Below are 17599 nucleotides of genomic sequence, written 5' to 3' on the forward strand. Positions count from 1 at the left end.
TCTCACATGCCCTGTCAGTGTGGTGACAGGGTTTGTCTTATTTTTAATCAGTTTTACGGAGGTGCTTTATGAGAATTGTGTTAAGCGGCGGAGGTACGGGAGGACATATTTATCCTGCTCTTGCGCTTGCAAATGAGATTAAGAAACTTCATCCGGATGCAGAGATTTTATATATCGGTACAGAAAAAGGGCTTGAGAGCAAGCTCGTTCCGAGGGAGAACATCCCTTTTAAAAGTATTCATATTACAGGCTTTAAAAGAAGTCTTTCAATGGAAAACGCAAAAACGGTCATGCGTTTTTTAAAAGGTGTTTCCCGCTGCAAAAAGATCATGAAGGAATTTAAGCCGGACGTTGTCGTGGGCACAGGAGGATATGTTTGCGGTCCAGTCGTATATGCGGCGAGCAGCCTGAAGATTCCTTCGCTGATCCATGAACAGAACAGTGTCCCAGGCCTGACAAACAAGTTTCTTAGCAAGTATGTTAAGAAAATTGCGATCTCATTTGAAGAGAGCGCAAGTTATTTTCCTCAGGAAAAAGTTGTTTTCACTGGGAATCCCAGAGCTTCTGAGGTCATCGGAACTGACGGTGCAAAAGGAAGACAATCATTGAACCTCGATCCGGAGAAGAAGACAGTATTGATTGTAGGGGGAAGCCGGGGAGCCCGCCCAATCAATGAAGCGTTTCTAGATGTGCTTACAGAAGCAGAGAAGAAGAGCTATCAATTCGTCTATGTTACAGGTGACGTGCATCATGAGAACGTCCTGAAGGCGGTCAGCCAGTCAGGAAGCCCGGCGAATGTGACCATTGTTCCTTTTGTTCACAACATGCCCGAACTTCTTGCAGGTGTTGACCTAGTGGTTGCACGGGCAGGGGCTACATCTATCGCGGAATTGACGGCACTTGGAATTCCTAGTATTTTAATACCGAGCCCATACGTGACCAATAATCATCAGGAAAAGAACGCGAGAGCTCTTGAACAGAACGGAGCGGCTGTTGTGATTCTTGAAAAAGATATGAACGGTTCATTGCTTCTTGAAGAAGTGGACAATATCTTGCTTAACCAGGAGAACTGGGAAAGAATGCACCAGGCTTCAAAAGAACTGGGGATGCCAGGGGCTGCAGCGAATGTCGTTAAGCTAATGGAAAATATTAAACAAACTTCTGCGAAATAATATAAAATTTGATAATAGATTTTGTGTGATATAGGGGGGATTTTTTTTGAATAAACTGGCAGATCAACTGCGGAATGAAAACTTAGGTAAAGTTTTGGAAAATGAGCCGCTGAAAAACCATACTACATTAAAAATCGGAGGGCCTGCAGATCTTTTTTTTGAGCCGAACAGCACAGACTCTCTTAAAAAAGCAATGGAATACATCAAAGCAGCAGGTGTACCTTTCCGTCCGATCGGCCGAGGATCAAACCTGCTCGTATCGGATGAAGGAATCGAAGGAGTCGTCATAAAGCTAGGTGACGGTCTAGACAGCCTTGAACAAAATGGGAGCGAATTTAGGATTGGAGGGGGTATTCCCTCGTCAAACTGGCTACCGTTCTATCCCGCGAAGGATACTCAGGACTTGAATTTTCGGCAGGAATTCCCGGATCTCTCGGCGGAGCCGTATTCATGAACGCCGGAGCTCATGGATCAGACATGTCAAAAATCTTGAAAGAAGCATTGGTCCTCTTTCCGGATGGGGAGCTGAAATGGCTCACCAACGAAGAAATGGAGTTCTCTTATCGTACCTCAGTACTACAGAAAACCGGCGGGATCTGCGTGGAAGCCGTTCTGCTTCTTGAAAAAGGCGATAGAGAAACCATAATGGCTGAACTGAAAAAGAATAAAGACTACCGAAGAAATACACAGCCTTGGAACTATCCATGTTGCGGCAGCGTATTTAGGAATCCTCTTCCGAATTATGCGGGCCAGCTTATTGAATCCTCTGGTTTAAAAGGAACAACTGTCGGGGGTGCACAGATCTCTGACATGCATGCTAACTTTATTGTGAACACTGGAAATGCCAAAGCGAAAGATGTCCTGGATCTGATCTCGCTGATCCAGAAAAAGATCAAAGAACTGCACAATATCGATATCGAGACCGAAGTGGAGATAATCGGCAGAAAAAGCTAAAAAATGCCACATCGTTCACGTTAACTTATGTTATAATTTAATAGACATAAATCGGACTGGATGGTTCCTTTTGGAGAAGGAGAATAGCTTGCAGAGCTGTTTTCCTTTCTCTTTACATATGAAGGATGGTATTCAGTTATTTGTATTTACACGGGGGAAAGGAAATGGACAAGGAAAAAGTTGTTACGATTGAAGACCGCATTCCCAAATTAAAAACGCAGCGCAAACAAAAAACAAACAGAAGAATGATTATTTACTTGTCCCTTTTCTTTTTGCTGATATTGGTATTTGTCTATTTCCAATCCAGTTTCAGTGACATAAAAAAGATAACCGTGAGCGGGAACGAAAACATCAGCGACCAAGCCATTATTAAAGCAGCGAAAATCAGCCCTCACACCTCTTTTCTGAACCTGTCGGATGAAGACATTCGAAAAGGCATACTAAAAATGGGGGAGATATCCTCTGTTGATGTACATAAAAAGTTCTACAATCATCTCATTATAGAAGTGAAGGAATTTCATAGAGTAGGCTATCTAAAGGTCAATGGAAAATATTATCCTGTTCTCGAAAGCGGGAAACTTCTTGCTGGTATGAAAAAGGGGTCGTTGCCAGTAAACGCACCGATCATCACAGACTGGAAGGACCGGAAGCTCCTGAAACCTATGGCGAAGGAACTCGGCAAGCTGACGCAAGGGATCACCCACCGTATTTCTGAGATTCACTTAGATACTGAAAGCAAGGACGACAATCGAATTATTCTTTATATGACAGACGGTTACGAAGTCAGGTCCTCGATCACCCATTTTGCCAGAAAAATGGAAGCTTACCCATCCATCGTACAGCAGCTGGGACCTCATCAAAAAGGGGTTATCAATATGGATATCAGCACGTATTTCCATGAATTCGGCAAAGAGGAGGCACCTAAGAGTGAAACCGACAGGTAAGTATGTTTTCTTTTCGATCATCATGCTCGTGACAGGCTTTTTTCTATCGTACTCCTATCAAATTACGAAAAAGGAAGCAGCGACTCATGAAACGAACAGCCAGTGGAAACAAGAGGATGGTTTGAGAAGCGGTATATTGAGAACCCAAAAGACTAACCGGAAATTGAACGGGGAATTAAAAAAAATTCAGCTTCAAATTCAAAAAAGGGAAAACAAACTAGCGGATCAGGAGAAGAAATCTTATAACTTAGTTGAAGACCTGAAAAAAATGAGAAAAGTAGTTGGAAGCGTGAAGGTTAAGGGTCCGGGAATTGAAGTAACCCTCTCGGACTCATCTTATGTTCCTGAAGGTGAGAATCCCAATAATTATATAGTTCATGAAGAGCACATTCGAAGCGTGATCTACGAAATGCTGGTTTCAGGAGCGGAAGCTGTTGCTGTTAACGGACAGAGGATTTCACACAGCAGCTATATCACATGCGTGGGTCCGGTCGTCAGCGTAGACGGCAATCAATATCCAGCTCCTTTTACCATTACAGCGATCGGAGATAAGTCAGTAATGGAAAAATCGTTGAATTTATCTGTAGTCAGTGATCTCGTCAATGATGGTATTGAAGTTAGAGTAGCGACAAAGGATGGAATTACGATGGATCCTTATTTAAGCAAAGAGGGATGAGCCAATTGAACAACAAAAGAAAAGCAATATTCGCCGGCGTTGCCAGCATTCTGGGCGTAATGCTGGCTGTTCAGTTTCAGACAACCAACAATCCCATAACAAGAGACACAAGAGATACGTGGGAACTCCGTGCGGACTTGGAAAAAGAGAAGCAGCGCCAGCAGGATCTAAACAATGAAATCAAAAAGTATCAGGATCTTTTAGATGATTATGAACAATCACGAAAGAAGGAAAAAACAGAGGCGATGGAAAAAGCGCTTAATGACTTAAAAGAGGCGGCAGGTTTGACAGAAGTGAGCGGACAAGGAATTCTAATCACCATCGAACCCTTTAATGAAGGAGAAGCGCCAAAACTCTATCCGGAATTGATCAGAAGGCTGATCAATGAACTGAACAGATATGAAGCAAAGGACATTTCAGTGGATGGCCAGCGAATCATCTCGACTACGCCGATCAGGGAAGTCAATGGCGAAACCTACATAAATAACCAGCCGCTCGGCTCGTTTCCTATTGAAATCAAAGTATTATCAGATGATGCCCAAAAACTTCAAAATAAAATTATTGCTTCGCAATCTGCGGAAGATTTTGTGAGGGAGAACCTATACATTGATTCTAAGCCGCAAAACCAGCTGACACTGCCCGCTTACGATAAACCCATCCGTGTAAAATACATGAAGCAGGCAAAGGAGGAATTATAATGTGGCTGCCGGTCTTGGCTTTAATCATTGGTCTGGTTTTGGGTTTTTTATCTGAAATACGGATTCCTTATGAATATACAAACTACCTTTCTATCGCTGTTCTGGCAGCGCTGGACACGTTGTTCGGAGGAATTCGGGCCCATATGCAAGGGAATTTCGAGGATAAGGTATTTATCAGCGGGTTTTTCTTTAATATTCTGCTTGCGGCAGGCCTTGCCTATCTAGGGGTACATCTTGGAATTGATTTATATTTGGCGGCAATATTTGCTTTTGGCGTCAGATTGTTTAATAATATAGCTGTCATTCGCCGGCTTGTTATTTCAAAATGGAGCAAATCTAGAAAAAACAGTTAACTTTCTTAAAAACTTAAGAAAAAAAAGAGGGAATAATCCTTGTTTGTGGAATTTATTCCTTAATTAACCCACTCGTATACCGATATAATTACATAACGGATAGACGAATAGTATATAACGGACATTTTAAACTCAAGGAGGTGCCAAAGAATGAACAGCAACGAGATTTATGTAAGTTTAGACATCGGTACATCCAATATTAAAGTTATCATTGGAGAAATGACCAGTGAATCCTTTAATGTAATTGGTGTAGGTCACTCAAAATCTGCAGGAATAAAAAAAGGATCTATTGTTGATATCGATGAAACTGTTCGTTCCATAAAAAAAGCGGTTGAACAGGCAGAACGAATGCTTGGTATACCGATTAATGCAGTAATTGTAGGTGTGAAAGGAAATCATATTCAGCTTCAGCCATGCCATGGTGTAGTTGCTGTTTCCAGTGAAGACCGTGAAATTGGGGATGAAGACATTGCACGCGTGATTGATGCTGCTCAAGTAGTTTCAATTCCTCCTGAACGGGAAATTATTGATGTCATACCTGGACAGTTTATTGTTGATGGAACCGATGAAATTATTGATCCGCGCGGTATGCTCGGAGTCAGGTTGGAAATGGAAGGAACGATCGTAACAGGATCTAAGACCATATTACATAATTTACTGCGTTGCGTGGAAAGAGCGGGGCTGCAAGTTGCTGATATCTGTCTCGAACCGCTGGCTACTGCTTCAATAGCCCTTACCAGGGATGAGATGGACTTAGGAACAGCCTTAATCGATATCGGCGGAGGATCAACTACAGTGTCCGTATTTGATCAGGGAACAATGCAGATGACCACCGTTCTTCCTTTCGGCGGAGAGTTCATTTCTAAAGACATATCTATCGGACTTCGAACGACTGCGGAAGATGCAGAAAAAATAAAGATCAAGCATGGACATGCTTTTGTTGATCATGCATCAAAAGACGAAACGTTTTCTGTCGCTCAGATTGGATCCTCATCAGATCAGGAGATCAGTCAGTACGATCTGGCTCTTATTATTGAAGCCCGTATTGCTGAAATGCTCGAACTAGCTGACGAAGAGCTCATTCGAAGAGGCTACGGAGATCTGCCGGGAGGATTTGTGATAACCGGTGGTGTTGCCGCGATGCCTGGATTGCTGGAATTGGCACAGGAAATTTTCCAAAACAACGTCAGGGTCTCCCTGCCGGATTATATCGGCGTCAGGGAGCCGCAATATACGACAGGTATCGGCCTCATCCAATTTACGTACCGCAACATTAAGGTACAAGGAAAAGAGGTAGCTTCTGCCCTTACTGAGGGAGCTGAGGTCCAGCAAAGAAAGAAACAGCCTCAAGCAGCAAAGCAGCAAAGTGATAAAGCCGCAGGCGGCATGAAATCCAAAATGAAAAATTGGTTTGGTTTATTTTTCGAATAAGAGACAGGGTTAACTAGTCATTAGGAGGAACGCTCATGTTAGAGTTTGATATGAACATGGATTCATTAGCTACAATTAAGGTCATTGGTGTCGGCGGCGGCGGAAGCAACGCTGTTAACCGCATGATTGAGCACGGTGTACAAGGAGTAGAATTTATTTGCGTGAATACTGACGCCCAGGCACTAAACCTATCAAAGGCTCAGATTAAAATGCAGATCGGTTCAAAGCTTACTAGGGGATTGGGTGCAGGAGCCAACCCTGAAATTGGAAAAAAAGCGGCAGAAGAGAGCAGGGAACAGGTTGAAGAAGCCCTCCGCGGGGCCGATATGGTCTTTGTTACTGCCGGTATGGGCGGAGGAACTGGAACTGGTGCAGCTCCTGTAATCGCTGAAATCGCTAAGGAAATGGGAGCATTGACAGTAGGTGTTGTTACCCGTCCGTTCACGTTTGAAGGACGAAAACGTTCTACTCAAGCTGTTGGCGGAATCAGCGTATTTAAAGAAAAAGTAGATACATTGATTGTCATTCCAAATGACAGACTACTAGAAATCGTTGATAAAAACACTCCGATGCTTGAAGCTTTCCGTGAGGCAGATAACGTATTGCGGCAAGGGGTACAAGGGATCTCTGACCTGATCGCCGTACCAGGATTGATCAACCTTGACTTTGCCGATGTTAAAACAATCATGACTGAAAAAGGTTCTGCTCTAATGGGGATTGGTATTGCCACTGGCGAAAACAGAGCAGCTGAGGCAGCACGAAAGGCCATTTCTTCACCATTGCTTGAAACTTCAATAGACGGTGCCAAGGGTGTCCTGATGAACATTACTGGAGGAGCCAACCTAAGCCTTTATGAAGTTAATGAGGCGGCAGATATTGTATCCTCTGCTTCAGATCCTGAAGTCAACATGATCTTCGGGTCTGTTATCAATGAAGATTTAAAAGATGAAATTCTGGTGACTGTTATTGCGACCGGTTTCGATGAAAGAGAAAACATGCAAGCCATGCAGGCACAGGCGCAGCGTCCAAAATTCCAGCAGCAGGCTCCAAAGGCTCCTGCTAGCCAAGGAAACCAGCGTGAGGAAGTGACGAACGAAAACCGTCCGGCTCCGCCTTCACAATCCGATTCTGATACATTGGATATCCCTACTTTCCTTCGCAACCGCAACCGTAACCGAAGAAGATAAATAAGAAAAGCGGAAGCGCCAACAATACTTGGAAAACACCTTTCAGACTATGAAAGGTGTTTTTTTAGTGCCTTCAAAACAGTTTTTTGCAAGCAGTAGATTATGACAAAATCTCTTAAAATAAAAAGATATCTTGTCTCATAAATTGACAGACTTTATATTTCGCCTGTTTTATACTTGTTTCAACTCTTAAGAAAGGAGAAAACAAATGACACTTTATCTGGATGTCATTTGGTTTCTTAATTTTTGCATTGATTTTCTGCTGATTGTTTTAACCGGAATGGTGTTAAAACGCAAAATGCAAAAATGGAGACTGGCTGCGGGTTCTTTCATCGGATCTTCGTATGTTTTGCTGCTTTTTATTCCTACGGATATCAGCATGTATCATCCGCTCATAAAATTTGTTTTTTCCTTGATTATCATGGTTGTGTCTTTTGGTTTTCAAAAATTTTCATACTTCGCTAAAAATGTTGGGATGTTTTATTTTGTAACGTTTGTCACAGGAGGGGGGGTTTTTGCGGCACATTATTTCTTACAGACAGATTTAACGATCATGCATGGTGTATTGGCGACCAAGAGTACAGGAAAGGGTGATCTATTAAGCTGGGTGTTTGTCTGTATCGGCTTTCCGGCAGTATGGCTGTTTTCCAAAAAAAGAGTGGATGACATTAAAGTGCAGAAACTCCATTATACAGAATTGGTGGAGGTGGAAATCAGAATTGAGGATACATGCATACAAGCTGCCGGGCTGATCGACAGCGGAAACAAGCTGCATGACCCGATCACGAAGGTGCCTGTAATGATACTTGACTTGAATATCCACGAAGAACACCTTCCACCGGAAATCATAGCGTTTTCTAAAGATATGGAGTCATTTAACGAAAATGGTGCCTCGGGGCATTCCTGGGAATCCCGCCTGCGGATTATTCCATTTCGTGCTGTGGGGAAAGACAGTGAATTTCTCCCAGCCATCAAGCCGGATGAAGTCGTAATCACAAGCAAACAGGGGAACTTTTCATGTTCGAGAGTTCTAATCGGGTTAACTTATACAGCATTATCAAGTGAAAATGCGTTTACCTGCATTGTGCATCCAGAAGTCATGTCGAACGGTATCGAAAGCATAGCAGCCTCATAGAATAAGGAGAGGGGAGAATGACAAAGTGAGAAAGCTTCGTCTGAAACTGACACTTCTTTGGTACAAACTGTTAATTAAGCTTGGGATCAAAACGGAGGAAATCCATTATATAGGCGGCCATGAGGCGCTTCCGCCGCCGCTGAGCAAGGAGGAAGAAGCTGTACTCCTTGAAAAGCTGCCATCCGGCGATAAGGCTGCTAAATCATTGCTCATCGAAAGGAATTTAAGGCTGGTCGTCTACATTGCAAGAAAATTTGAGAATACCGGGATCAATATAGAGGATTTAATCAGTATTGGAACGATCGGACTGATCAAAGCGGTAAACACCTTCAATCCTGAAAAGAAAATAAAACTGGCTACATATGCATCCCGATGCATTGAAAATGAAATCCTCATGTATTTGCGCAGAAATAACAAAACACGATCAGAAGTTTCTTTTGATGAACCGCTGAATGTTGACTGGGATGGAAATGAACTCTTATTATCAGATGTCCTCGGGACCGAAGAGGATATTATTACACGCCGATTAGAGGCGAATGTCGATCGGAAATTGCTTTTGAAGGCTTTATTTACTTTAAATGACAGGGAGAAACAGATCATGGAGCTTAGATTCGGACTATCTGGAGGGGAAGAAAAGACCCAGAAAGATGTGGCTGATATGCTCGGGATATCTCAGTCCTATATCTCAAGATTGGAGAAGAGAATTATTAAACGGCTGCAAAAGGAATTTAATAAAATGGTCTGATTGGAGGCAGCAGCCTCTTTTTTATTTTGAAAATAATTTCCAGTCAATTAAGCTATACTGCCGCATGATTTCCGGCATCCGGCTTCACTTCCTGAAGATAGAGCTACTGCATAAAAATTCCTGCCAGGGAAATACTGACTTTGACAAAAAACTCCCGGTAGGAGGGAAATCCATTGACCCGAAACAAAGTAGAGATCTGCGGAGTAGACACGTCTAAGCTTCCAGTATTAAAAAATCCCGAAATGCGTGAATTGTTCACAAAGATGCAGAACGGGGATCCTACTGCACGCGAAACGTTAGTAAACGGCAACCTGCGCTTAGTTCTCAGCGTTATCCAGAGATTTAACAACCGCGGGGAGTTTGTTGATGATTTATTTCAGGTCGGCTGTATTGGCCTAATGAAATCCATCGATAATTTTGACCTTGGTCAAAATGTAAAATTTTCCACGTATGCAGTGCCTATGATTATTGGAGAGATCAGAAGATATTTGCGGGACAACAACCCCATCCGGGTATCCCGTTCTCTGCGGGATATCGCTTACAAAGCGCTGCAGGTCAGAGACCAGCTTATGAATAAGCTTTCAAGGGAACCAACGGCACAGCAGATCGCTGAAGTGCTGGAGGTTCCTAAAGAAGAAGTGGTATTTGCACTGGATGCCATACAGGATCCCGTTTCTCTTTTTGAACCTATTTATAATGACGGCGGCGATCCGATCTACGTAATGGATCAGATAAGTGATGATAAGGCTAAAGATTTTCAGTGGATTGAAGAAATTGCCCTGAAAGAAGCAATGAGGCGCCTAAATGAAAGAGAAAAAATGATTCTGACGATGAGATTTTTTCAAGGCAAAACGCAGATGGAGGTCGCCGATGAGATTGGAATCTCACAAGCCCAGGTCTCGCGTCTGGAAAAAGCGGCCATCTCACAGATGAACAAAAATATACAGAGCAGCTAAAAAGACAACCCGCTGATAAAGCGGGTTGTTTGCTGTACATGATTTTACAAGCCCGGTCATATAGTTAGTAAAAGAAGGGCGGGGATAAGATGATGAAGATTTCTGACTTTCAGGTCAAGGACGTAGTAAATGTTGCGAACGGCAAAAAACTTGGACATATCGCTGATCTGGAAATTAATTTAAGCACGGGAAAGATAGAATCACTGATCATACCGGGACCAGGAAAAATGCTCGGCTTTTTTGCAAGAGAAAGTGATATTGTCATTCCATGGAGAAATATCGTAAAGATCGGGACAGATGTCATTCTTGTCCGCTATATGGACGCTCAGGATTCAGGAGAATATATTAAAGAACCTTTTGATCAGTTGAAAAAGTAAATAGCATTATACGCTCAAGACTCATCTGTGATAAAATAAATAGCATAATAACCCAATATCCGTCTTAATTTGATAATACTTTTCACAGAAGGAAGTGTGCGGTTTTGAGAGCTGAACCATTTGTACAACAAGGCAGCATGTTTAAACTGGCTGACTGGATGAACCAGCATGCCGGATTAACAGCAGGCATCACGTCACGGCGTAATGGGTTTAGCAAGCATCCATATGAATCTTTGAATTTAGGATTCCATGTCGGAGACAACCCGGAGGATGTTCTAAAAAACCGGCATAGCGCAAGTGTTGCCATTGGAGCTGCTTTAGACCACTGGGTCGGAACTGAGCAGGTGCATCAGGCAGTCATAAAAAAAGTAACGCATGAGGATGCTGGAAAGGGCGCAAAAGATCTGGCAAGCGCGATTAAAGGCACCGATGGAATATATACAGCAGAAGAAGACCTACTACTTACCTCACTTTACGCTGACTGTGTGCCTCTTTTCTTTTTGAGTCCCCAAAGCAAACTTGTCGGGCTTGCCCATGCAGGCTGGAAAGGTACAGTCGGCAAAATCGGAGCAAACATGGTGGATGAATGGGTGAAGGCTGAAGGTATCAGGCCCGATGACATCATTGCAGCAATCGGCCCATCGATCGGAAGCTGCTGCTATGAGGTAGATGAATTTGTTATCATGCAAGTCAACAAGGCGCTTCCGGCTGATACAGCAAATTTTCCATACCGTCAAATAGACGAGAAGCATTATTTGCTGGATTTGCGGGAAGTAAATAAGAGGATTCTGATTCAGGCAGGCATGAAAGAGGAAAATATTGTTGAAACTTCTTATTGCACCAGCTGCAATAATGAGCAATTTTTTTCTCATCGCAAGGAACTTGGGAAAACCGGCAGGATCATGAGCTATATCGGGCGTTTGAAAGGAGCAGAACGTGAATATCCAGCAAAATCTTTCAGTCATCCAAAGTAATATATCTGAAGCTTGCAAGAAAAAAAACAGAAAGCCAGAGGACGTTAAAATTATTGCCGTGACGAAATATGTGAGTACAGAAACGGCTGAGGATGCAGTGAAATCTGGCGTTGAGCACATCGGTGAAAACCGTCCGGAAGGCCTCAAGGAAAAGTATGAGGTTCTTGGTGATGATGTGACGTGGCATTTTATTGGTTCTCTTCAGTCCAGAAAAGTTAAGGAAATTCTCCCTTACGTTGACTATATTCATTCATTGGACAGGCTTTCGCTTGCTAAGGAGATCGATAAGAGGGCAGACCGTGTCATCAATTGTTTTGTTCAAGTCAATGTCTCTGGAGAAGAAACAAAACATGGGATGCTGGCTGAAAAAACTCTATCATTTGTCGATAATATGAAAGAGTTTCCAAACATCCGGATCGTAGGGCTGATGACCATGGCTCCTCATTCAGAAGATGAGGAAACCCTTCGTTCTGTTTTTTCAACACTTAAACAGCTGCAAAATGACATACAGTCGAAGCATTACGAATTTGCGCCATGCACTGAGCTATCCATGGGAATGTCTAATGATTATGAAATAGCTGTCCAGGAAGGAGCAACGTTCGTCAGAATTGGGACCAGCCTGGTCGGCAAAGAATTTTAGGAGGTGCCAATCATGAGCATAAAGAACAAATTCAAGCGCTTTTTTGACCTTGAAGAAGATGAATATGTATATGAAGAGGTAGTTGAAGAAGAGGGTGCGGAGGCGGTGGAGAGTGAATATCCTCCTGCTCAAACAAAGAAAAACAAGCAGAACGTCGTCAGCCTGCAAAGTATTCATCAGCAATCCAAGGTGGTCCTTGTTGAACCGAGAGTATACGCGGAAGCACAGGACATTGCCGATCAGTTGAAAAACAGGCGTGCGGTTGTCATGAACCTGCAGCGCATACCACATGATCAAGCCAAACGGATCGTCGACTTTTTAAGCGGAACCGTTTATGCGATCGGGGGAGATATACAAAAATTAGGTCCTAACACATTTTTGTGCACACCGGAAAACGTAGATATTTCCGGATCGATATCGGAAATGCTGGAAGGCGAATAATACGAGGACGGTGGCTTTCTTTGGTATATCAGATTGGGAACTTTGTTAGCGAACTTTTCACTATCTATCGATATATTGTCATAGCGTACATATTAATGTCATGGTTCCCGAATGCAAGGGAATCTTCCATCGGCCAATTTATTGCCAGAATCGTGGAGCCATACTTGGCGCCGTTCAGGAGAATCATTCCGCCGCTTGGCATGATTGATATTTCTCCGATCGTCGCATTATTTGCATTATCATTTGCACAAGCTGGTGTGAGAATGGTCATTTACTGGATTGGCCAATACCTGGCCTAGAGGCAGAGGAGCATAGATGAACCTATATCAGCATTTTCGCAAAGAAGAATACCCCTTTATTGATCAAGTGCTGCAGTGGAAGGCTGAAGCAGAGGAACGGTATTCTGTTAAACTCACCGATTTTCTTGATCCAAGAGAGCAGGATATCGCTGAAAGCATGATTGGAAAAGGCTCGGAGGCTTCCCTGGCGTTCTGGGGAGGCTCTTCTTTTTCTGAGAGAAAGAGAGCATTAATCTATCCTTCTTATTTTGTGCCCGAGAAAAAGGATTTTGAAGTATCTGTATTGGAAATCCACTATCCAGCAAAGTTTGTAACGATGGAGCATCGAGATGTTCTCGGCTCTTTGATGAACCTTGGAATGAAGAGAGGAAAGTTTGGCGATATCCTCCAAAACCAGGACAGGATGCAGATCGTTGTTGCAGGCGATGTGAGTGACTACGTCCGTTTGAACTTGGAGCGAATCGGAAAAGCGAGTGTTAAGCTGAAAGAAGTGGCTGAAAATGATCTTATTGAATCGGACGAGATTTATGAAATGAAAGAAGGAACAGTTTCTTCATTGCGGCTTGACGTCGTTCTCTCTGAGATCTATGGGCTTTCCCGGTCAAAAGTCAGCCCGCTCATTCAAGGGTCGAAAGCAAAGGTCAATTGGCGGGTTACTGAAGAAGTGTCTTTTCAAGTAGAACCTGGTGATTATTTATCTTTAAGAGGATACGGCAGGAGCAAACTGATCGCTGTGGAAGGTAAGACAAAGAAAGACAGATGGCGGGTAAGGTACGGAGTTTTACAATAAATTATACAGTTTAGAAGGATTGGCATTACAATTGTCGAAACTAGGTAATTAATAGAAAGCATCATTAGCGGAGGTGGCGGAAATGCCTTTAACACCATTGGATATTCATAATAAAGAGTTTACCCGGGGATTTCGGGGTTATAATGAAGATGAGGTCAACGATTTTCTTGATCAAGTAATTAAAGATTATGAATCAGTGATCCGCGAAAGAAGAGAATTGGAAGAAACCGTAGAAAAGCTTGAAGAGAAGCTTTCCTATTTTAAAAACATTGAAGAAACATTGAACAAATCTATTCTTGTTGCTCAGGAAACAGGCGAGGAAGTTAAACGGAGCGCAACAAAAGAAGCAAGGCTGATCGTAAAGGAAGCGGAAAAGAACGCTGACCGAATTATCAATGAATCTCTGGCTAAATCCCGAAAAATCGCGATGGAGATCGAAGAATTGAAAAAGCAGTCTTCTGTTTATCGCACCCGTTTCCGCATGCTCATCGAAGCTCAGCTGGAAATGCTGAAGAATGAGGATTGGGATGCTCTTCAGCCTGCAGAACGTGGTGAAGAATATGAACTGGAGATGAAATAGAACGCTTGACGTTTTTTCGTCATAAGCATATAATTCTTTAAAGATTATTATATTTTGGCAACGATGAAAGGGAAAGTATGTAGAGCATCCATTTTTCAATTGAGCGAGCCGGTGATGGTGAAAGACCGGTAAATGGACTGTACAGAAGATCACCCCGGAGTTTCCAGGCTGAACCTACACTAAGTAAGCCTGGCGTTCTTTCACGATACGATTGCAAAGCGGGTTTCTTTCATTTTGAAACCTATTAGGGTGGTACCGCGGGTGGCCTTCTCGTCCCTTCACAGTGACGAGAAGGCCTTTTTGTATGCATGTGAGCAGTTGGAAATGATTTTTTCTATAGATGTAGGAGGAACAATATGAATTACAAAGACACGTTATTAATGCCTAAAACAGAATTTCCGATGCGGGGCAATCTTCCTCAGCGTGAACCGGAAGTTCAAGCCAAATGGGAAGATCTGAATATTTACAAAAAAGTGCAGGAACATACGAAAGGGCGACCTTCCTTCATTCTTCATGACGGGCCTCCTTATGCCAATGGAGATATCCATGTAGGGCATGCTGAGAATAAGATCTTAAAAGATATGATCGTCCGTTATAAATCCATGACAGGCTATCATGCACCATACGTTCCTGGCTGGGATACACATGGCCTTCCAATTGAAACCGCCTTAACCAAGAGCGGAAAAGTAAAAAGAAAAGAGATGTCGGTTGCAGAATTCCGTAAACGGTGTGAAGAATATGCTCTGACACAAGTAGATCGCCAGCGGAATCAGTTTAAACGACTGGGAGTACGCGGAGATTGGGAGAATCCGTACATCACCCTGAACAAAGCGTATGAAGCCCGTCAGATCGAAGTATTTGGCGAAATGGTGAAAAGAGGATTCATCTACAAAGGATTGAAGCCTGTTTATTGGTCTCCATCATCTGAATCTGCATTGGCAGAAGCAGAGATCGAATATTATGACAAACGTTCAGCATCTATCTACGTTGCGTTTCCGGTGAAAGACGGAAAAGGCGTACTTGATCAAGACGTAAGCATCGCCATCTGGACGACGACACCATGGACCATTCCGGCAAACCTCGGTATTTCCGTTCATCCTGATCTTGACTATGTCGTTGTTGAAGCAGAGGGAAGAAAGCTTCTAGTGGCACAGGCGCTAGTCGAGCAGCTGGAAAAAGAATTAGAATGGACGAATGTGACAGTTTCTAAAACCGTAAAAGGTAAAGATCTTGAACATGTTGTTGCACAGCATCCTCTCTATGACCGTGGATCCCTCGTCATGCTCGGTGACCATGTCACGACTGACGCAGGTACTGGGTGTGTCCATACTGCACCCGGACACGGGGAAGATGACTTCCTTGTCGGTAAAAAATACGGACTAGAAGTGCTCTGCCCAGTCGATGACCGTGGTGTAATGACAAGTGAAGCACATGGATTTGAAGGCATGTTTTATGATGAAGCCAACAAGCCGATCACACAGAAGCTGGAGGAGGCTGGCGCACTCTTAAAGCTATCCTTCATCACCCACTCCTACCCGCATGACTGGAGAACGAAAAAACCGGTAATCTTCAGGGCTACTGCTCAATGGTTCGCTTCTATTAAAGGAATGCGTAAAGAGATGCTGGACGCTATCAAAGAAGTGGACTGGATTCCTAACTGGGGCGAAACAAGACTGTTTAACATGATCAAAGACCGTGAAGACTGGTGTATTTCAAGACAGCGTGCATGGGGAGTTCCTATTCCGGTGTTCTATGCAGAAAACGGTGAACCGATCATGACGGAAGAAACAATCGCGCATGTTGTAAAACTGTTCCGTGAACATGGATCGAATATTTGGTTCGAACGAGATGCAAAAGAACTGCTTCCTGAAGGATTCACGTCTGAACACAGCCCGAACGGCAGGTTCTCTAAAGAAACAGACATCATGGACGTATGGTTTGATTCTGGATCTTCTCACTGGAGTGTTCTTGAAGAACGCGAAGATCTAAGCCGTCCGGCTGATCTCTATCTGGAAGGTTCTGACCAGTACCGCGGATGGTTTAACTCATCTCTTTCCACATCAGTAGCGATCACAGGCAAGGCACCGTACAAATCGGTTCTTAGCCATGGTTTTGTTCTTGATGGTGAAGGAAGAAAAATGAGTAAGTCCATCGGGAATGTAATGGATCCAATCAAAGTCATGAACCAGCTTGGCGCAGACATTATCCGTCTATGGGTATCTTCTGTGGACTATCAGGCAGATGTCAGAGTGTCCGACGATATCTTGAAACAAGTAGCTGAAGTTTACCGAAAAATCCGTAATACACTGCGTTTCTTGCTTGGAAACCTTAACGGGTTTGATCCTAAAGTAAACGGTGTTCCTTTTGAAGAACTTGGCAAGATTGATCAATACATGCTCGTTAAACTCAATAAACTGATCGACAAAGTGAAGAAATCGTATGATGAGTACCAGTTCCTGGCTGTCTATAACGCAATCCATAATTTCTGTACCATCGATCTGTCATCGTTCTACCTTGATATTGCCAAGGATACTCTTTACATTCAGGCAGAAGACGATATTAAACGCAGAAGCATCCAGACTGTACTTTATGAAGCACTTATGGCGATCACAAAATTGACAGCTCCAATTCTAGCCCACACGGCAGACGAAGTTTGGAACTACATTCCTGGTGTTACAGAGGAAAGTGTTCAATTAACAACCATGCCGGACTCTGTCACTTATCCTGGCGAAGACCAATTGATGAAAGATTGGGATCTGTTTATGGATCTTCGTGATGAAGTATTAAAAGCTCTTGAGGAAGCAAGAAATGCTAAAGTGATCGGGAAGTCGCTTACAGCGTCTATTACCCTGTATCCTGCAGAAAATGTGAAGAGCTGGCTTGAAAATGTAGAGGACCTTAATAAACTGTTTATTGTTTCAGAGGCAGTGATTGGCGGTTCTAGAGATGATGCTCCTGAAGGGGCAGTAAAGTATGATCACTTGGCGGTTTCTGTTAAGCCTGCTGAAGGCGAAACGTGTGAACGCTGCTGGGTTGTAACACCAGAAGTTGGTTCTGATGAAAAACATCCTACACTTTGTTCATCGTGTGCAGAGATCGTAACTCAAAATTATGAAAACTAAATAGGGAATAAAGAATAGCTGTCTTTCTGATGACGCAATCATTGCGGTTTGAGGAGGACGGCTTTTTTTTAGGCTATTTTCTGCTTTTTGAATGGACATTCACCTAACCACTTGCTTTGAAATAA

At 43.1% G+C, this 17599-nt stretch carries 18 protein-coding genes, 1 pseudogene and 1 other annotated feature; all 19 genes and pseudogenes read left to right on the plus strand.

Going from position 1 to position 17599, the window contains the following annotated elements; genetic code table 11:
- The first annotated feature begins 68 nt into the window (after window positions 1-68).
- The 19 genes and pseudogenes from murG (at window position 69) to ileS (ending at window position 17474) form a co-directional block, all read left to right on the plus strand.
- Window positions 69-1172, plus strand: a complete 1104-nt coding sequence (murG, locus tag LCY76_RS09925) for an undecaprenyldiphospho-muramoylpentapeptide beta-N-acetylglucosaminyltransferase (RefSeq protein ID WP_248252512.1) — start codon at window positions 69-71, stop codon at window positions 1170-1172.
- A 46-nt stretch (window positions 1173-1218) separates the two neighbouring features.
- Window positions 1219-2126 (plus strand): annotated as a pseudogene (murB, locus tag LCY76_RS09930) (UDP-N-acetylmuramate dehydrogenase).
- A gap of 164 nt (window positions 2127-2290) precedes the next feature.
- Window positions 2291-3070, plus strand: a complete 780-nt coding sequence (locus LCY76_RS09935; RefSeq protein ID WP_248252513.1) for a cell division protein FtsQ/DivIB — start codon at window positions 2291-2293, stop codon at window positions 3068-3070.
- A complete protein-coding gene (locus LCY76_RS09940; protein ID WP_248252514.1) occupies window positions 3054-3746 on the plus strand; it encodes a DUF881 domain-containing protein in 693 nt (230 codons plus the stop codon). Before LCY76_RS09935 ends, LCY76_RS09940 begins: the two co-directional genes overlap by 17 nt.
- Window positions 3747-3751: 5 nt before the next feature.
- Window positions 3752-4444, plus strand: coding sequence for a DUF881 domain-containing protein (locus tag LCY76_RS09945; RefSeq protein ID WP_248252515.1), 693 nt, complete (start codon window positions 3752-3754; stop codon window positions 4442-4444).
- A complete protein-coding gene (locus LCY76_RS09950) occupies window positions 4444-4797 on the plus strand; it encodes a small basic family protein (protein ID WP_248252516.1) in 354 nt (117 codons plus the stop codon). Before LCY76_RS09945 ends, LCY76_RS09950 begins: the two co-directional genes overlap by 1 nt.
- A 150-nt stretch (window positions 4798-4947) precedes the next feature.
- Window positions 4948-6228 carry a cell division protein FtsA gene (gene ftsA, locus LCY76_RS09955; protein WP_248252517.1) on the plus strand — a complete coding sequence of 427 codons (1281 nt, stop codon included), beginning with the start codon at window positions 4948-4950 and terminating at the stop codon, window positions 6226-6228.
- 35 nt (window positions 6229-6263) lie between these two features.
- Entirely contained in the window at window positions 6264-7415 is a 1152-nt protein-coding gene (ftsZ, locus tag LCY76_RS09960; RefSeq protein ID WP_248252518.1) for a cell division protein FtsZ, read from the plus strand.
- A gap of 208 nt (window positions 7416-7623) precedes the next feature.
- The gene (gene spoIIGA / locus LCY76_RS09965; RefSeq protein ID WP_248252519.1) at window positions 7624-8550 is read left to right on the plus strand and encodes a sigma-E processing peptidase SpoIIGA; all 927 of its coding nucleotides are present in this window, start codon (window positions 7624-7626) and stop codon (window positions 8548-8550) included.
- 25 nt (window positions 8551-8575) lie between these two features.
- Complete coding sequence (gene sigE / locus LCY76_RS09970; RefSeq protein ID WP_053354571.1) at window positions 8576-9295, plus strand: RNA polymerase sporulation sigma factor SigE; 720 nt, start codon at window positions 8576-8578, stop codon at window positions 9293-9295.
- 173 nt (window positions 9296-9468) lie between these two features.
- Window positions 9469-10251, plus strand: a complete 783-nt coding sequence (gene sigG / locus LCY76_RS09975; RefSeq protein ID WP_062231643.1) for an RNA polymerase sporulation sigma factor SigG — start codon at window positions 9469-9471, stop codon at window positions 10249-10251.
- A gap of 89 nt (window positions 10252-10340) precedes the next feature.
- Entirely contained in the window at window positions 10341-10628 is a 288-nt protein-coding gene (locus tag LCY76_RS09980) for a YlmC/YmxH family sporulation protein (RefSeq protein ID WP_053354569.1), read from the plus strand.
- A 104-nt stretch (window positions 10629-10732) separates the two neighbouring features.
- A complete protein-coding gene (gene pgeF / locus LCY76_RS09985; RefSeq protein WP_248252520.1) occupies window positions 10733-11602 on the plus strand; it encodes a peptidoglycan editing factor PgeF in 870 nt (289 codons plus the stop codon).
- A complete protein-coding gene (locus LCY76_RS09990; RefSeq protein ID WP_248252521.1) occupies window positions 11565-12242 on the plus strand; it encodes a YggS family pyridoxal phosphate-dependent enzyme in 678 nt (225 codons plus the stop codon). Before pgeF ends, LCY76_RS09990 begins: the two co-directional genes overlap by 38 nt.
- Window positions 12243-12254: 12 nt before the next feature.
- Complete coding sequence (locus LCY76_RS09995; protein ID WP_053354566.1) at window positions 12255-12683, plus strand: cell division protein SepF; 429 nt, start codon at window positions 12255-12257, stop codon at window positions 12681-12683.
- Between the two features lie 20 nt (window positions 12684-12703).
- On the plus strand, window positions 12704-12982 hold the full coding sequence (locus LCY76_RS10000; protein WP_053354565.1) for a YggT family protein: 279 nt from the start codon (window positions 12704-12706) through the stop codon (window positions 12980-12982).
- A 16-nt stretch (window positions 12983-12998) separates the two neighbouring features.
- Window positions 12999-13772, plus strand: coding sequence for a YlmH family RNA-binding protein (locus tag LCY76_RS10005; protein ID WP_248252522.1), 774 nt, complete (start codon window positions 12999-13001; stop codon window positions 13770-13772).
- 82 nt (window positions 13773-13854) lie between these two features.
- Entirely contained in the window at window positions 13855-14352 is a 498-nt protein-coding gene (locus LCY76_RS10010; protein ID WP_053354563.1) for a DivIVA domain-containing protein, read from the plus strand.
- A gap of 54 nt (window positions 14353-14406) precedes the next feature.
- Window positions 14407-14633: a binding site (T-box leader), on the plus strand.
- A 75-nt stretch (window positions 14634-14708) separates the two neighbouring features.
- Entirely contained in the window at window positions 14709-17474 is a 2766-nt protein-coding gene (ileS, locus tag LCY76_RS10015; protein ID WP_248252523.1) for an isoleucine--tRNA ligase, read from the plus strand.
- The last annotated feature ends 125 nt before the right edge of the window (window positions 17475-17599 follow it).

The organism is Fictibacillus marinisediminis, from assembly GCF_023149135.1.
Taxonomy (GTDB): domain Bacteria; phylum Bacillota; class Bacilli; order Bacillales; family Fictibacillaceae; genus Fictibacillus_C; species Fictibacillus_C marinisediminis.

Excerpts from the sequence above, each read along its gene's own strand:
- murG (WP_248252512.1), top strand. The coding sequence starts at position 69 with ATGAGAATTGTGTTAAGCGGCGGAGGTACGGGAGGACATATTTATCCT.
- LCY76_RS09935 (WP_248252513.1), top strand. The coding sequence starts at position 2,291 with ATGGACAAGGAAAAAGTTGTTACGATTGAAGACCGCATTCCCAAATTA.
- LCY76_RS09950 (WP_248252516.1), top strand. The coding sequence starts at position 4,444 with ATGTGGCTGCCGGTCTTGGCTTTAATCATTGGTCTGGTTTTGGGTTTT.
- ftsA (WP_248252517.1), top strand. The coding sequence starts at position 4,948 with ATGAACAGCAACGAGATTTATGTAAGTTTAGACATCGGTACATCCAAT.
- ftsZ (WP_248252518.1), top strand. The coding sequence starts at position 6,264 with ATGTTAGAGTTTGATATGAACATGGATTCATTAGCTACAATTAAGGTC.
- spoIIGA (WP_248252519.1), top strand. The coding sequence starts at position 7,624 with ATGACACTTTATCTGGATGTCATTTGGTTTCTTAATTTTTGCATTGAT.
- LCY76_RS09980 (WP_053354569.1), top strand. The coding sequence starts at position 10,341 with ATGATGAAGATTTCTGACTTTCAGGTCAAGGACGTAGTAAATGTTGCG.
- LCY76_RS09995 (WP_053354566.1), top strand. The coding sequence starts at position 12,255 with ATGAGCATAAAGAACAAATTCAAGCGCTTTTTTGACCTTGAAGAAGAT.
- LCY76_RS10005 (WP_248252522.1), top strand. The coding sequence starts at position 12,999 with ATGAACCTATATCAGCATTTTCGCAAAGAAGAATACCCCTTTATTGAT.
- LCY76_RS10010 (WP_053354563.1), top strand. The coding sequence starts at position 13,855 with ATGCCTTTAACACCATTGGATATTCATAATAAAGAGTTTACCCGGGGA.
- ileS (WP_248252523.1), top strand. The coding sequence starts at position 14,709 with ATGAATTACAAAGACACGTTATTAATGCCTAAAACAGAATTTCCGATG.